Source organism: Sessilibacter corallicola (assembly GCF_021290925.1).
Taxonomy (GTDB): domain Bacteria; phylum Pseudomonadota; class Gammaproteobacteria; order Pseudomonadales; family Cellvibrionaceae; genus Sessilibacter; species Sessilibacter corallicola.
Map to the genome: position 1 here is coordinate 166,524 of NZ_JAJSLX010000005.1, position 16,523 is coordinate 183,046.

Below are 16,523 nucleotides of genomic sequence, written 5' to 3' on the forward strand. Positions count from 1 at the left end.
TCATTGGTAGTTCGGAGTTAGGCCCGCACAAGAGACTAAGGACAGCATGTTTGACCTGCACGTAAAAGGTAAAGATGGCGAGCGCTACCTGCTCAGACCAGGATTCGGCACATCTACACCAACCTCCGGTGGACCCAGCGCCGCTGAGGCAAATCGATTACTGCATTCTTTCGATGCAAAAACTCTTCAAGCCATTTACCAGCATTTTTTTGGCTTGGGGCGTCCTATTGATCCTTTCGAAGAACAAAAAGCATTTCCCCAAGGTAATGGCGTTTCTCGCCAGCCGAGTTCACCCATTGCTCAAAACGAAGATGTTAATTTATACGCAGCGCGTTACCAATTTGGCGATGGTATCAACAAGCCACTGTTTTTGGCTTTTATCAGTAAGCGTATTGTTGTTGATCCTGCACCGCTGAGTAATTACGAAAACGAAGAGCTCGGCGGCAATTTAAAAGTAAAAATCCGTCAAGCGTTACAAGAAATTATTAACCAAGAAAAACTCGAAGCCGCGCAAATTGATGCGGAATATCAAAAGCGTACTCGCCTTGGAAAAGTGTGGGCGCACGGCAAAGCCGCAGGTGAAGGTTTAGGCGAAGCCGCATGGGGCTTGGCGGTTTGGGTAAAAGATGTTGGCGAAGTCGCTTTCTATACCAGCCCTATTCGTCAAGCTTACCTTACCGCGAGTCACGCCATTGAAGCCGGTGAGTTGTCTAAAGATGTGTGGGCCGAGTCGCACAAAGAATTTCTAACCGGCGCTAAAAAAGAGCTCGTTGATGTTTTGGGTTTTGATCCCTCAACCATCACGATGGATCAGTTATATACCGCGTTTGATGTGGCGGAATTGGTGTATAGCGACGATAGCGTACGCAATATTTTTTATCGATTCACCAAAGACTACGCGGCCGCACAACACAGCACTGAGATCGCCGAATTTGCCGGCGGCGGTGTTTTTGAAATTATTTTAACCGTCATTTTAGCCGTGTTTACCGGTGGTGCGGGTGCGGTGGCGTCAATGGCTGGTAAAGCGCGCCACATGAAACACTTCTCCAAAGTGGGCGACTTGGTGATGGAATACGCCAAAGTTCTGAAACGTCGCAAGCAAATCCTCGAAGAAAACAACGGAAAATCCAACAAAGGTGATCTGTCCGATTTAACCACCAACGAATCCGTTGAAGCTAAAACTCCCGAAAAAGCCACCGGCCAGGGCAGTCACAGCGGTGATGATAATCCAGGAAAAAACCAAGCGGAAGACGGCCAAGGCGGAACCACCGATACCAATCAATGTTCTCCCGCAAACAGCCACACTTGTACCAATGGTGAGCCGATCAGCATGGTCACAGGTGAGGAATTGCTCGAACAGCAAGACTTTGTTTTCAAAGGCCCATTACCTCTGGCCTGGAAGCGCACCTATCGAACCACCAACCCACGCAATCGCACATTGGGTTTTGGCTGGGGACATCCTGCGTGTGAAAACTTATTTATTCTTGATGACGGTCAGGTTCGGTTCACCACCCTAGAAGGCCGTTACATTCTTATTCCCGAGCCTAAACTCGGCGAAACCACGGTGAACAAAGCAGAAGGGTTACGCTTAACTGCTGCCAATGACGGCTTTGTTCTCCAGCAAAAAGGCGCGCCGGATAAATTCTTCCAAGGCTATGGCGCGCGCAAAAAAATCACCCACTGGGTGGATAACGCCGGTAACGCGCTGTCGTTTAATTACGACAATGACCTTCGTCGCCGTTTAGAGAACATTTCCTCCAGTTGGGGTCAGCGCTTAGACTTTACCTACAACGGCCAGGGGTTTATCTCGGCAATTGAGTTGGTGTCAGAGCACAAGGATTCCAACTCAGAAACCGCCACCGCAAACAGCCACACCTTAGTTAAATACGGTTACGACGAGCACGGTGATCTTATCGCCATTACCGATGCTAATGGTCACCGAGAAACCTTCGAATACACCAACCACATTGTCACCAAGCGCACGCTAAAAACCGGATTCAGTTTTTATTTTGAGTGGGACAAGTTCACACCTGAGGCAAAATGTATTCGTCAGTGGGGCGATAAAAATCAGTACGACTACCGCTTTGAATGGGACGATGCCAACAAGCGCTCGAAAGCCATCGACAGTAACGGCGGCGTACTGAGCTACCAATACAACGATCGCGGTCAGATCATCCGCGAAACCGATGCCGAAGGCGGTGAAACCCTCAATAGCTACGACGACTACGGCCGTCTGCTTAGTACGCGCAACCCCAATGGCGATGCAACGCAATACCGATACAACGTCGACGGCGATTTAATTCAAATTGCCAACGCCCTCAATCAAACCCAAAACTTCGCCTACAACGACGAACAACAACTCAGCCAAATTACCGACGCACTCGGCAATCAATGGCAGCGGGAATACACCGAGTCTGGTCAGCTCAAACGCCAAACTGACCCCGAAGGCAACACCGTTGACTATCAGTACAACGCGCAAGGCTTGCCCACACAAATTACCCGAGTAGGACGTGACGGTTACTCCATCAGCCAAATGCTGAATTGGGATGAGCGCGGTCAACTCATTGAAGAGATCAAACCCGACGGCCAAACCACGCAGTATCAATACGATGATCTCGGTAACATCACGGCCGTGACCACCCCGGTCGGCACCCATCAATACCGTTACGACAGCCGTGGCAACGTGACTTTAGCCATTGATCCTACCGGTGGCGTGACCCGTTTTGCCTACAACGCAAACGATCAATTGGTGCGCTATACCGACATCAGTGGCCGAACCACCGAGTATTTTTACGAAGGTTTAGCGCAAGTCACCAAAAAAGTCTTACCCAATGGCTTGGCCATTCATTACGAGTACGACAAAGAACGCAACCTCACAGGATTAATCAACGAAAACGGTGAACGCTACACGCTGGAATACGATCGCAATGAACGCCTCGTGCGTGAGATCGGATTTGACGGCCGCGAACAGCGCTACCAATACGACAAAGCTGGTTTCCTCGTTGCCCATATCGACGGCAGTCCCAGCAATGCTCATGAAGCCCAGCAAGTCACCACCACCTTCAGTCGCGATCTACTCGGAAGGCTCACTGAAAAACACAGCCCTGACGGCGACATCAGCACTTTCGCCTACGACAACGCAGGCCGATTAACCGAAGCGAATAATCAAAGCCAAACACTCCGCTTTCACTACGATGCACTGGGTCGATTGATTGAAGAGCAGCAAGGCAACGAAACCCTTCGCCATCAATACAACAGCCAAGGTTTACGTACCCAAACCCAATTGCCTTCTGGTGAAGCGCTCAACTACGCCTTCAACGCCATTGGTCAATTACAAGCCGCGTGCTTTAAAGACAGCACCGGCAATGAACAGATCATTACCGAACTGAAACATAACCCACTGGGTTTGATTGCCGAACGTCAACAAGGCCAGCTGACAAGCGAATACGATTACGACGCTATGGGTCGTTTGGCCGAGCACCGTGTGCTGAGCCAAAGCCAAAAACACGCGGTTATCCAACGCCATTACCACTACACCAGTTCCGGTAATCTTGAAGGCATCGACGACCTCAACAAAGGCAGTACTCGCTATTTTTACGACGCCATCGATCGCTTAAAAGAGGTCGAAGGGTTTGTAAACGAACAATTCGATTTCGATCCGGCGAACAACTTAATCCAGCAAAGCGAACAGCCCAAAGCTGATCATCAAGCTGCGGATAGCTCAGCGAGTTCAGAAAAATCGCAGCGCTTCGACGAACACAGCAACGTTTTTTCACTCGACAAAGCCCGCGAAGAAAAACAAGCCCAAGGCAATCGTTTGGCCTTCCAAGGTGACCGCCACTTCACCTACGATCAGCGCGGCAACCTTATCAAAGAAGCGAGAGGCAAAAACGGCAAGCTCATAACAAGCTATACCTACAACGCCCAAAATCAACTGGTTGAAGTGGATAACTGCGGTACCAAAACCCAGTATCAATACGATGCTTTAGGCCGCAGAACCAAAAAGACAAGCACAGAACAAGAAACCGAATTTCTGTGGGATGGCGATGTATTACTGAGTGAAACCCAACACCTAAAAACAGAAACACAAGAACAAGCAACCGCAAAAATCTACGTCTTTGAGCCAAATACCTTCAAGCCACTCGCTCAAATTCAAAACAACGAAATCTACCATTACCACTTAGATCACCTAGGTACACCCCAAGAACTTACCAACAATTGTGGCGACATTGTTTGGAGCGCCAGATACAAAACCTACGGTAATTTAGCGCTAAAAGACGTTGATGACGTAGAAAACAACCTAAGATTCCAAGGCCAATACTTCGACCAAGAAACCGGTTTACACTACAACCGACACAGATACTACAATCCCAATACCGGACAATTTACCCAACAAGATCCGATTGGATTATTGGGTGGATTGAATAATTATCAGTATGCGCCGAATCCGGTTGGGTGGGTTGATCCGTTTGGGCAAAGCTGTAAAGAAGAAAAAAATCTGCTAAAAAGGGTATTATCTTTTTTTAAGAAAAAAGATAATAAACACTCTACTGATTTAGTTCCCAACGCTAAAAATAGATTGGCAAAATCTGATTTCGAGAACTTAACCAATAGCTTTTCTGAAGATATATCGAGGTCAGCTGTAGGGGATATGATATCAGAGAACTCGGCTTTCAAAAATGTATACAATTTGGGGAATGATTTAGTATTGGCTATACCTAAAGATATAGGAGGAGCAATTGAACAGTTAGACTTAGAAATGGGTATGCTTACATCATTAAACAGTGACTTAGGTGTGGATGTGGTTCAATTTAAATCAGGCTACAGATATGATGGTAAGCCCGCTATTATAATGGAGAAGATGTTAGGAAGTGATCGAGATTTCTCTTGGTATGATTTCGACCATCATGAAATATACGAATCCGATAAGTCAAACGAGATATTATTAGCTATAAGGAGTAATAAAGAAGATTCAATTGCGTCTCTTAAAGATATACGAGATAAGTTATTTTTATCTGAGAGAGAGGTCGTGGATATACAGTTCCTGATAGCGCCAGATGGCACATTTGTTTTGAATGACCCTCTTGAAGTTAAAACGGATATAACAGCAGATTATTTTGATACTAGAGAGAGAATTGATTCGTTAATGGATTTAGTCAAAGGCTTGTAATGAATACTGTCAATTTCATCGAAAGAAGGAAGTGGCCTCAAGATAACATGAGGTTATTGGCTGGTGTAAAAGGTAAAATAATTAGAACTTTGGTGAGGTTCATCCATCCTAAGAGCATGGGTTCAAAGGATCCCAATAAAGAACTTTTTTGGCGTCGAAAAGGAATATTACTTATAGAGTTTGCCGATGATACAGCACTTGCTGTTGTGCCTAGAATTAGTTCTGAACATTCAATTACTGTTTTTGAGACGAGCAAAGAAGAAGTAAATACATACCTTTCTGAATCAAACTCAATGAAAGTCTTTGTTGAGGGCGAGTTAGGGGATGCGAATTTGAGTTCTTTTTGTAATTGTACAATTAATTCTATAGAGATTATTAAAGGTACGCCATTGGCGCCGGGATATAAGGGATTTCCCAATAATATCGGTATAAAGATAGGTTTTACTAATGTTTCCAAAAAATTGGTGTTAGGTTGTCATTTGTCAATAAGATCAGGATCTAGCCGGATTGTTTGCGTTACTGAGGGGGAGGTTTTATCTGATTTTGTTCAAGAGTATATCTATGTTTCTTAGGATCAAGATAGTATTTATAAAGTAACAGATTGTTTAATTTGGTGCAGTATACTTTATTAATGCATTTATCATAGCTTGTGTATATGAAGAGAGATATGAATCATAAAATTGACTCATAGTTGACGGGGGATGCTTATCTTCAATTTATTAAATTTAAAGGTGTTGTTTAATTATAATTATGCCGTATTAAAATGCCTGAGTTATTAAAGTGTTTCTTTGAATTCTGTACAGTTAAGGAAGACAAATCATAGATGTTAAAAATATTCTATCTCGGTGAGCGAAAACTTCGTAAACAAGAGAGATGACGTTCTAGCAAGATGTCGCCATGTAAAGAAAAGTTTTGACACTAATATGTGTTAGGTTAATGTTTAAACTTATAGAAGTCCTTCGAGTGAATGGTTGAATTGTCGCTTTGACCAATAGATTACTATGTTATTATTTGTAATCATCTTGAGAGTAGCAAAGACAATTGATAAATGACGATGTTGATATGGTTTCTAGATGGTTTCCAACAATAAGATTCCCATAATTAGTAATTCTTCTACAGGTGGATGTTCATATAAGTACAGAAGTTATTGAAGATAGGTCGCAATAATTAGTTAGAATGTGAATGGTGTTTTTGATTTATGTTGTAGACAAATTGTTATTTGTATTGATTGTAAGGTTAAGTTTAATGTTGAGAGGTAAATTCAACACATTCCTAGAATTGATGGTCTATGGTCTCAGGGTTTAGTTTTGATGTTTCAGCTAAATGTATTTGAGTCCTCTGTTTAACAAAAATATCGACGAATTTTGGAGTCTGTTAATTTACAGGAATTAAATTATTTTAGTTATTTTTTGTCCCTTTTATATACATTAATAGTCTGTACATTATAGGTGGTTAGTTCTTTCTATAATTTAATTTTTTGCCTTAAGTTTTTCTTTTCTTCTAACTAGTTCAATTGAAGTGGTTGTCGTGAGAAAGTTTCTTATCTATATTTCCAAGACTACAATTTCTTATCAATAAAAACTCACTTTAGTATTAACAACAATAATTAATTTGTTTGTAATAATCATCTTTTTAAATCTCATTTTGTTGAGTCTACTGACGGATAAAATAATACATGTTCAAATGACAGGTCTGATGATTTTAAATCAAAAATAATTCCTGCTTTGAGATGCTATTCATGTTGAATTTTAATAAAAAAGTTTATTTGTCATTTGCTTCGACTTTGGTGATTGCTGCATTAACTGGTTGCGGTGGTGGAGGTGGTGGAGATGGTGGCGGATCTAATTCCGGTCGAGAAGTAACGCCTGATGGCGGTCCTGTATCTGAATCGAGTGATTTAATTGAAATATCTCTGGGCAACACCGCTGAGGCAATTTCGTTGTCCACGCAACCGTTTTTCTTTGTCGATGTTTTGGAAGAATTTTGGTTTTCCGATCCATTAACTGATCAATCTGTGGATGGTCCTGCTGGTGGCGTTGCTACGGTGTCCATTCAAAATGGTATTTTAGAAGTAGACTACGATAATTTCGCTTTAACGGATGCGTTAAGAGTTGATGGTATTCAGCGTCAAGAATTTCTGGAAGCGGATTTTTCTATCAGCACCAACAATGAATTCAGTCCTATTGAAGGGTTGTTGGCTTTCGAGAATTTCCAAGTTATCACTGATGATGCCGACATAACCTTTGATGGCGAGCTTAGCACGTCTGATATTCAAGGGTCGGAAATTACAATGAATATTACCGCTGCAGATAATCTTTCGGGTGAAGTTCTTACCATAACTGATACGGTCATCAGCTACGACAGTACTAACAGTCAGGATGCAGTCGCTGATCTGCAAGGCTCGGTGGTTTCTTCAATTGCAGGGAGCGTCACATTCAGTACAGAAAATCCATTGGTTAATCCAACCATTGACCCTGAAACCACGGAATTTACCGCAGAAGGTAACGGTGTACTCACTATTGAAGGTGAAGAAAGTGCCGTAAAACTTGTGGCTCAAAATACAAATTTTGTCTCTTTAGTTTTCGATACCAATAACGATCAACAATTTGAGAGTTCTATTCGTCAAACTTGGGCCAATATTAATAATGGCGAAGAGCTTGATGATGTCGAATCAGTTGGAACCGGAGTGCCAATTGCTAATCCGGGAACGTCTGCGGTGTTACCAATTGCAGATGCTCCTTACTTAGTTTCAAGCTTATACAGCCACGATGATGACTCTCCGTTGCTCAGCCATCAATGGAAATTAGAGGTTAGTCCTCCTGGAAGTGAATTATCGTTTGAACCCATCAACCAACCCTTTTTTATTTTTGAGCCTGATGTCCTCGGTGAATATGTTTATTCTGTTGTGGTAAGCGATGGAGAAAATTCCTCTAAGGTAGGCGTAAAATTTGAAGTCGATAATGTGTTATTTTCCAGTTTTGGATCTAACTTCAATTTTGGATTAAACTTAGGTGAGTTGAATCCAGGTTTAGAAGTGGTGGAAACGTTTGACGGTAATCAGTATCAATACGATATCAGCGCAGCAAGTGCTATTAATCCGTCCGCTACCTTTATTGATTTGAACTGGAACCTTCGAACTCCCGGTTTTGGAAGTACAGCGAGTCTGCCAACTGATCCTGGTGGAGAAGAGAATCAATTTGGCTCAGACCCTTTATTTGAAGGCACTCACGAAATTCGCGCCAGTGGGGTAGGTTTATCGCAGAGTACTGATATCTCGTTTACTTCTGGCGGCGTTGTGCAAGATTTTTTTGCCGACATCGAGTTAGACGGTGCTCTGAAATCGGTCGTAAGTGCAGATATTAATAACGATGGATTCGAAGACTTTGCAGGTATTGCAACAACTGATCGTAACCAAGCTTTAGAAGAAGTTTTTGTTTATTTATCACAAGGCGATGGTTCTTACGCTTTACATCAGCAATTAGACGCTGGAACAGAACAGTTAACAATTGAAGATGTTAATGGCGATGGCAGACCAGACTTGGTTACACTATTGCCGATTAACGAACCACAGTTTAATTCCGATTACGAAATCCGTTTTTCTCTGCAAGACGAGAACGGTAATTTTGGTGAATTCTCTTCGTTGTCTATTGTGGATTCTTTGTCATCTCAGTTCAGCGCAGTTGTTGCGTCGGGTTCCGGTAATTTAGACAGTGATCCTGAAAATGAATATTGGGTTTTATTGGAAGGTCGACGTGAGTTTCAGCCGAACGTACCTGACGTAGAGCCTCAGCTCTTGGTATGGGAAGCAAATGGGTTTTCAGCCCCCCCGATTGTTCGCAATCTGAATTCATTTGACGTTCTTGAAAATAACAATAACGCGTTGGATAACAATGCCGATGTAACAACTGTAGCTGTTAATGATGTCAATGATGACGGAATTGATGATGTTGTTCTTGCGTTAACGGGATTTGGGGCAACACCGGTGATCACTCATGTTTGGGAAAATACTGGCGATGGTTTTGAATTACTGAGTTCTATGGCAAGTCGGTTAAGATCAGTGCAAGATGTATTGGTTTTTGATCAAAACAGTGATTCATTAGAAGACATTGTGTTGTTGAGTAATAATCAAATTAATACGTTTAATGCGACTGAATCCGGGGATTTCGACGAGGCGCCTTTTGATGAAAACCCCTTTTCGGATTTAAGGCTTGATTTGGTTGATGTCGCTGACTTCGATTTGGACGGTGAAATAGATATTCTTTCATCAGGAAGATTTAGAGCTGGAATTGCTCATAACAATGAGGGTAATTACCGAGGAATCTCTATCACGGCCAATTCCGATATGCCTTTCGATGCAGAGGAAATTTCAGTCTTTGATTATAACCTCGACGGGTTTCCAGACATTGTTGCTCCAAATGATTCGGGTATCAGAGTTTACTTAGGTGGACTTAGATCATTTTCGACGTCTGTCGAATAACTATTATTAATTCTGAGTTATAAACAACAGTGTAATAGTGGGTATCAAGCTTTAATGGCTTAATGCCCGCTATTATTTTATTGATATTTATTTTTTATTTAATTGCATAGTTTCAGCAGTTCTATTTCTTTGTTGTATAAAAACAAAAAATGATCAATATAGAATTGCTAGAAGTCTTCGCCAGTAATTGAATGTTATTTTTGCGATTGTAAAAAACTTGTCTAATCATGAATACGTATTCATTGGTTGCATTTACAAACCAATTTTCTGATTTTATTCTCTCTTCCGTTTTCAAGTGCCATGAATTTATTTTTGGCAAAAAAATATCACAATAAAAACATTTAACTTTGGAGAGTTGATATGCAATACGAAATTCTTGTGTCTAAAATATCTTTCAGCATTGATCAAGATACCAGTGATTACTACGGTCGCCCTCAAGGAGCAGACGAAGATCTTGAAGCTAAGGTAAATCAGTACATCGCCGACGGTTGGAGGCCTCAGGGCGGCGTGTCTACCGTAATGTTGCGTGAAGATAGTCAAGGTGATAGTAAGTACACTGTTATCCAACAATACCAAGCAATGGTAAAAGACTAACAGTCAATAAATCTCGTGGTGTGTGCCACGAGATTTCTTCTTAATTAACCATTAATATTAAAAATTATACTTACCAAATAATTGGAAACGTTTTAATTCTAAATCTTCTTCAAAGCCGTTTGCTTCTGTGGCTTCTTTCTCCGCTAAAATAATTTCCGCCCCAAATTTTAATGGCTTATAAGGATTGTAAATCAAGTTTACGTGGAATGACGTAAAGTCACCGGTATCTTCACCGTCTAAATCGTTGGTGGTTTGTGCGTAACGAATGGTTGAGCGCAGTGTTGATGTATAAACGTGTTGATACGCAAGCTTAAAGCCGGTTTGTTCCGAAAGCTCAATGTCATTGTCAACAATACCAAACGACGTTTGGTCATTAAAGTTTAAGTAACGACCTAAACCCGTTCCAGAAATAACCGCAAATTTTAGGTTGTCTCCCCAAAAGTTTAAACGACCCGAAATTCGTCCAGCAAATGCATTGGCGGTATCATCCACATCGGACTCTTCTTCTTCGTTATTAATGTGTTGATAAAGTGCGCCCAGGGTTAAATGACCAAAGTCACCCTTCACAGTATATCTAGCCACTAAATCTGGGAGAATTGGATCGGGTGAGTTTAACGGTTCTTCCGCAGCGAGTTCGAGTGAGCTTGAGCCAAACGGAATTTTATAGCGAACTTGTGGTTGCCTAACAAAAATACGTGCCGCTGGGCCACCAAAATCTGCGGTTTCCGCTAGCGCCCCTAAATCCATAAAGGTCGACCAGGTTTGTCCCAGTAAAAGATTTTCGTGGGTAAAATAGGCGTGACGTAAATTAAAAATATTTTGGTTGGCACCAGAATAAAAATCACCTTCAACGACTGCGGAAAAATCCCCAACCGGTGTGCCTGTTCGAATGTGTGAAAATTTTATTCTTGATTCGAAAGCTGAAAACGTTAAATCACCTTCTTCGTCTTCCAGCTCGTTTTCATTTAGGGTTAACAGTGCCTGTTCTCGCAATGCTCCCGCGCCGTCATTTTCCTGGCTGAAAATAGCGTCCAGTTTAATGTAGCCGCTAAATTCATTGCGTGTCTCGATCTCTGCATGAGCACTTGAAACGCATCCGGTAATTATTAATGAGGCGACTAATTTCGATAGTACGGTCGGTTTATTATTATTGACCATGGGTTATTCCCCGCTGCTGTGAGTTAGAGAGTCAAATTCGTTGTGCGTCGAATTATTTCGTAATTATTTTTTGGAAGTGGGTTTTTCCGGGCGAGGATTAATGTATATCTGCAAAATGGGTGGGACTACCGTAAGATGGTAGGTGATGGAAAAAGTTATTGTTGGAAAATTAGATAATAAAAAAATATTTTTTAGGTTTGTATAGTTTTATATAAAAAGTAATTTTAATTATTTATTGGTAGTTTTATTAAAGCTGGTTTTTTTGTATCGTAAAATGGTAGGGTGTTGATAGATCCTAGAATCTGGATCCTAGACCCTAGATCCTATAACAAAGGCCTACGTAAATTCTTTGCTGAAAAAAGCGTTAGAAGTTGTGAACAAGATCTAAGAATGCGGTTTTATTGATTTCCTAAAAATTGAATAAAAACTGTGACATACATTAAACAAGTAGATATTTTCGTGGTGTTTTTTGTCCTTGCCCTACTTAAGTAGGATGAGGTATTTCAAGAAAACCGTTGTGGTGTGACTGACGCAACCGGTAAACTTTGCAAAACAGCAGAAAATAATAAGAACAGGTTTGGCTATGTACCAAATAATTATTGCTGATGATCATCCGTTGTTTCGGCGCGCGCTCACAGAAGCACTGGCGGAAACGAATGTTCCTCACTTTGTGACAGAATGCGAAACGTTCGAAGAAACCTTCGACGCGGTGGGACGTTTAAATCCCGATCTCCTCTTGCTCGACCTTAAAATGCCAGACCAAGGCGGTTTATTTGGCCTGATGCAAATTCGTGCTGAATTCCCTCAGGTGGCTGTTGCTGTTGTCAGCGCCAGTGAAGACACCCACATCATCCACACCGTGCAACAGTCGGGCGCGCTGGGATTTATCCCCAAATCGAGCAAAATCGACGCGTTGGTTAACGCCCTAAAAACGGTGCTTGATGGTAATTTAAGCTTTCCTGATCACGCCGATACCGGCGATAGTGAAATGGCTCGTAAATTGGCTTCACTCACGCCACAACAGTTGCGGGTCTTGCAGTTGATTGCCGATGGCGCGCTCAACAAACAAATCGGCTACACGCTCGATATCAAAGAGACTACTGTCAAATCTCACATTAGCGATATTTTCCGAAAATTGGATATTTATAATCGCACCCAAGCGGCACTGTTGGTTCAACAATTGGATATTCCCGATTAATCTTATTTCTCTAGCCTAATTACGCAACCCGATTGATCAGTGATCGCAGTGACAAAGGTTTCACCGGTTTGCGCAATAAATAATAACCAAGGTCATTAATTTTTTGTTTCACTTCGTCGGTGTAATCGGCAGTAACCACAATACACGGAATAGACTGTTGCCAATGGTGAGTTAATTCATGCATAACGTCTAATCCGGTTACGCCTTTATCCAAGTGATAATCGACAATGGCTAGGGTTGGAATGTCTTGATTTAAATTCTTCTGAGCTTGTTCTAAGTCGGTTGCCGTCACCAAGCGGTAACCCCAATCGCACAGTAAGTTAGACATACCATCGAGAATCTGTTGTTCGTTATCCACACACAGTATTAAACCACTGAATTCTGAGGCCATACTTAATTTCGCTTGTTGCGGAAATTCCATAGGCAGGTTGTTCGCCACAGGTACAGATACAGAGAAACAACTGCCTTTGCCGGGTTCAGAGCGCACCGTTACCGGGTGTTCGAGCAGCGACCCCAGGCGCTGAACAATCGACAAGCCTAATCCCAGCCCTTTGGTTTGGCTGGCTTCAATACCGGAATCCAAGCGATGGAATTCCTCAAATACCAAAGCTTGTTGATCTTTAGGAATACCAACGCCGGTATCAATCACTTGAATGTCTGCGTAATCGCCGCGTCGGCGAACACCGAGCAAAACCGAGCCGGAAGATGTGTATCTCTGAGCGTTGGTGAGTAGGTTTTGCAATATTCGCTTGAGTAAAATCGGATCGGTATCTACAGACAGATTGGTTTGCACATAACGCAGTTGCAGGTTTTTCTGTTCCATTAATGGCTGAAATTCCCCAGCCAGCGAATCCAATATTTCACTTAAGAAAAGCACTCGTCGAGACGGTTTGACGATGTCGGCATCCAGTTTAGAAACTTCCAACAGTTTACTCAGCAACGATTCCGCTGAGGTCAGCGACTGATTGAGATGCGATGCTACCGGCAACAATAAATCTGAGATTTGTTGGTCTTTTTCAGAATAACGATTGAGTTTGTTGATGATCGACGCCGAAAACAGCGATGCAGAATTCAGCGGTTGTACCAAGTCGTGACCCGCAGCGGCGAGAAAGCGTGTTTTGTTGGTGTTGGCTTTTTTCAGATCTTCGTTGAGATGCACCAGTTTTTGCGTGCGCTCGGCAACGCGTTCTTCCAGTGCTTCGTTTGTGGATCGCAGCTGTGTTTCGATTTCTCTGTATTCGGTGATATCGGAATACACCGTGATGTAGAGGTTAGCTTCGATGGGAATGCCGCTCAGTTCTATGTGGCGGCCGTCGGAGGTTTCACGCACATAATGCAGTGGCTTGTGGTGTTCTACCTCCAGTAATCGAGCGGCAACCAAGGCCTCTACATCGCCCGAGCCATAGCCGCCGGATTGCGCAATAAATCGAACCACCGCTGAGGCGTTTTGGCCGACGTACAAATAATTGGGCGGAAACTGGTAGAGATTGGCAAAGGTTTGATTCCAGGCAACCAGGTTTTGGTTTTCATCAATGACGGTAATTCCCTGGTTCAGACTGTGTAGGACTGCGTTGAGTAAATCTCGGTTAAACAGAACCACTTCGGAGACCTCGTCCATTAAGGCGTTTAATTTTGAGTAATGGAATGAGCTTTGGCCTTCCATTAAGTTACGGAGCAATAAATCGGAGCCGCGTCTACCCAATACCGAACCCAGCAAGCGGTCGGCGGATTTCAGCATGTCTTCATCAACCAAGCCTTTATCGATCAATCGCCCAGTCATAGGATTGCTGTGAGATTCAAAAAAGGCCGATACCTTGGCCGGGCTCAGAAACCGCTGTAGCAAGGCTTGCAAGTCTTCTTTACTGATGGCGTATTTCTTTTTGTTGGTTCGCTCAGTGGGCTCTAGAGGCGCGACAAAGCGTTGTGCTTGCTCGATGTCGGCAAAGCCCGGTTTGTAATACAGCGAGGCAATCACCAAAGCGAGTGCGTTTAACAACAAACTCCAAAAAGTGCCGTGTACGGTGGGGTTTAATCCTTCCAAGCCGAACAGCGCGTAGGGGCGCAGAAATTCGATTCCCAGCAAACCGTGGTTGAGGAACTGCGGATCAATCCAGCCGGAGTCGGTGAGTAGCGGCAAAAATAGGGTGTACATCCAAATGCCAAAGCCGACGCCAATCCCCCAATACGCGCCGCGACGATTAGCGCCGTGCCAAATAAGACCCAACAGCATGGCCGGTGCAAACTGTGCAACGGCGACAAACGAGAGCACGCCGATGTCGGATAAATTGTGATACTGCGACAGCAATCGATAATAAAAAAAGCCGAACAGCAACACCAAAACAATGCCAATGCGCCTGATGGTTAACACCCGATTTTTAATGTTGGTGTTTTCATCTAGCCAGCCGAGCTTGATCAACAGCGGCAGGACCAGCTCGTTGCAAATCATGGTTGCCAAAGTAATCGATGAGATAATCACCATTGAGGTACCGGCTGAAAATCCTCCGATAAAGGCCAATAGGGCAAGCCAGTCTTGCTCAAAAACCAACGGAATACGCAGCGTGATAAAACTGAAACTGCCGAGCAAATCCTGATTCAATAACGCAATCAGCCCTAGCGGTAACAAAAATAAATTGATCAACAAGAGATAAAGCGGAAACATCCAGCGCGCGGTTTTTAAATCTTTGTCACTGCGATATTCCACCACGGCAACGTGAAAGTGCCGAGGCAATACGATAATGGCTATAGCGCCGAGCAGGGCGTGGGTTAAATAGGTGCTCGGGTTGGAATATTCAGTGAGCGTGCGTGCAATATCGGAATTGTTGAATGATTGGCTGATAACATCGCCAAATCCGTTGTAGATGCCGTAAACCGCAAAACCGCCGACGGCCAAAATAGCCACTAGCTTAACCAGAGATTCAAAAGCAATCGCGAGTATAATTCCCTGGTGGCTTTCACTGGAATCCACCGTGCGCGTGCCAAACAAAATACTGAAAATCGCCATAATGACTGCGATGTAAAAAGTTGGATCACCAAACCAATTAAGCTCTGTGGATGTGGTTTGGGTTAACAGCTGAAAACTGCCGGAAACCGCTTTTAGCTGCAAGGCAATGTAGGGCACAACGCCGAATACGCATAACAGAGCCACAACCATGCCGATGCCGCGACTGTGGCCATAACGTGCCGAAATAAAATCCGAAATGGTTGTGCTGTTTTCTTTTTTGGCAATGCAAATAATTCGGTCAAAGACTTTCCAGCCAACGGTAATTAGCACAATGGCGCCGAAATAGGTCGGCGCTAAAATCCAGCCGTGTGTTGCGGCCTGGCGTACCGTGCCGTAAAACGCCCAGGTGGTACAAAAAATCGCAAGCGTCATGCTGTAAACGTAAGGCTGCCAAGACGAGCGAGCGACGCGATTGCCCCAAGTGGCAATAACAAATAAAAACGCCATATACAGCAGTGAAACACCACCGACAAACCAAGCTGTATTCATAAATTCCATCGTATTCTTCTTAAGAGCATTTCTGTTGTGATTGAAATGCCGTTGAATAAAAACTGTGGGATACGGGCATTATTTTGGCAACTTTCTAAAAATTTTTATACTAATAAGGTTAATTCCACCGCAGCGTCTTTCATCAGACAGCTCTGTAGTATTTACCTTATCAGTTAGTTTCTAAACGAATCTGGTTTATGCCACTGGGTTTATGTCACTGTAAATTCACAAGCGTTCACTAGATTTTTATCGATTCTTGGTCATGCTTTATGTGGGCATGATGGCAAGGTAATGAATGACTTAAAAATAGTAGTGATATAGTTGGAAATTTACACTCAATTAACAAACCTACTTTGGTAGGTCTTTGGTTTTTCCCCTACGAAAGAAGGGTTGGATGGTGGAGTCAGTCTTTTATAGTTTTTTCATGCCCTGGTGG

7 protein-coding genes are annotated in these 16,523 nt (G+C 43.1%); 5 read left to right on the forward strand and 2 right to left on the reverse strand.

All coding sequences use genetic code 11. The features are described from left to right. Nucleotides 1-46 precede the first annotated feature (46 nt). The 4 genes from LU361_RS19265 (at nucleotide 47) to LU361_RS19280 (ending at nucleotide 10,241) form a co-directional block, all read left to right on the forward strand. Nucleotides 47-5,170, forward strand: a complete 5,124-nt coding sequence (locus LU361_RS19265) for an RHS repeat-associated core domain-containing protein (protein ID WP_233090797.1) — start codon at nucleotides 47-49, stop codon at nucleotides 5,168-5,170. Then, on the forward strand, nucleotides 5,170-5,742 hold the full coding sequence (locus LU361_RS19270; RefSeq protein ID WP_233090798.1) for a hypothetical protein: 573 nt from the start codon (nucleotides 5,170-5,172) through the stop codon (nucleotides 5,740-5,742). The genes LU361_RS19265 and LU361_RS19270 overlap by 1 nt, the downstream gene beginning before the upstream one ends. 1,166 nt (nucleotides 5,743-6,908) lie before the next feature. Continuing rightward, nucleotides 6,909-9,647: an FG-GAP repeat domain-containing protein gene (locus LU361_RS19275; RefSeq protein WP_233090799.1), complete on the forward strand. Its 2,739-nt coding sequence runs from the start codon at nucleotides 6,909-6,911 to the stop codon at nucleotides 9,645-9,647. Nucleotides 9,648-10,007: 360 nt separating this feature from the next. Then, nucleotides 10,008-10,241, forward strand: coding sequence for a DUF1737 domain-containing protein (locus LU361_RS19280; protein WP_233090800.1), 234 nt, complete (start codon nucleotides 10,008-10,010; stop codon nucleotides 10,239-10,241). A gap of 57 nt (nucleotides 10,242-10,298) precedes the next feature. On the opposite strand, the gene LU361_RS19285 is transcribed toward LU361_RS19280, so the two are convergent. After that, complete coding sequence (locus LU361_RS19285) at nucleotides 10,299-11,399, reverse strand: DcaP family trimeric outer membrane transporter (RefSeq protein ID WP_233090801.1); 1,101 nt, start codon at nucleotides 11,397-11,399, stop codon at nucleotides 10,299-10,301. Nucleotides 11,400-11,982: 583 nt separating this feature from the next. Between LU361_RS19285 and LU361_RS19290 the strand changes: the two genes are divergently transcribed. Next, entirely contained in the window at nucleotides 11,983-12,597 is a 615-nt protein-coding gene (locus LU361_RS19290; RefSeq protein ID WP_233090802.1) for a response regulator, read from the forward strand. Between the two features lie 19 nt (nucleotides 12,598-12,616). On the opposite strand, the gene LU361_RS19295 is transcribed toward LU361_RS19290, so the two are convergent. Then, nucleotides 12,617-16,087 (reverse strand): PAS domain-containing hybrid sensor histidine kinase/response regulator, encoded by a 3,471-nt coding sequence (locus tag LU361_RS19295; protein WP_233090803.1) that lies wholly within the window; start codon nucleotides 16,085-16,087, stop codon nucleotides 12,617-12,619. Nucleotides 16,088-16,523: the final 436 nt, after the last annotated feature.